1 protein-coding gene is annotated in these 848 nt (G+C 58.5%); it reads right to left on the minus strand.

Going from position 1 to position 848, the window contains the following annotated elements; genetic code table 11:
• A partial coding sequence (locus HEN33_RS25175) for a phage tail tape measure protein (RefSeq protein WP_183083525.1) occupies window positions 1-848 on the minus strand: 848 nt, incomplete at both ends.

Genomic DNA, 848 nt, shown 5'->3' on the forward strand with positions numbered 1-848 from the left:
ATCACCGCCTGCACCCGCTGGTCAATCAGCTGCACAAGACTGCCTGCCGCCTCCGCCCCTATCTGTCCGTTAGCCCCGTCATTCTGAATGGCGATGTGGTAGACCGGGGAATACACCAGACCGGCACTGCCGTTCATACTGCCCACCGCGCGTACGCCCAGCGAGCCATCCGCCGCCCGGGTCAGGGGCATAATGGCTTCAGGTCCTGCTTCCCCCATCAGCCCGGCCCCTTTTGCAAACGCAAAGTACGTGGGCGTGTCCACAATGCTGTTGCTGTACGCACTCAGGTTTGCCGAGGTATACACGCCGCCTTTTGCATTGGCCACCGCCCCGCCCAGCCAGTCACCAATGCTGCCGAGAAATCCTCCCGCACCGGACATACCGTTTGCCGCCGTCTTAATTCCGTTGACAATGGCCGCATTCATAAGAACTTTTGATATTTCCTGCAGTACGGATGAGGCCCAGTTGCGCCATTCCACTTTGTTTCCGTTCAGCATCTCCGTGATGTTATTCACCATCCCTGAGATACCCTCCGTCGCAAGCTGTGCTGCCTGTGAAGCGTAATCGGATGCATTGTCCACCCAGTTACTGAGCCCCTCCTGCAAGCCTTTCTGCCAGTCCGCACGCTGCGCATCCGATTCGGCATAAAAGGCTGCCTGGTCCTTAAGGCGTTCGCTCAGATACTGCGCGTTCTGTGCCCGTGCCTGTCTGTAAAAATCCTCACTGATATCCCCGGTCTGATACTGAGACTGAAGGTCCGCATCCTTCTGGCGGAAGCTGTCGCGGATCTGCTGCAACTCCCGCATGCGTTCCCTGGCTCGTTCCCCCTGCCCGTACCCCAGCAGTTC

Source organism: Escherichia sp. 94.0001, assembly GCF_013369155.2.
In the GTDB taxonomy this organism is placed as follows: domain Bacteria; phylum Pseudomonadota; class Gammaproteobacteria; order Enterobacterales; family Enterobacteriaceae; genus Escherichia; species Escherichia coli_F.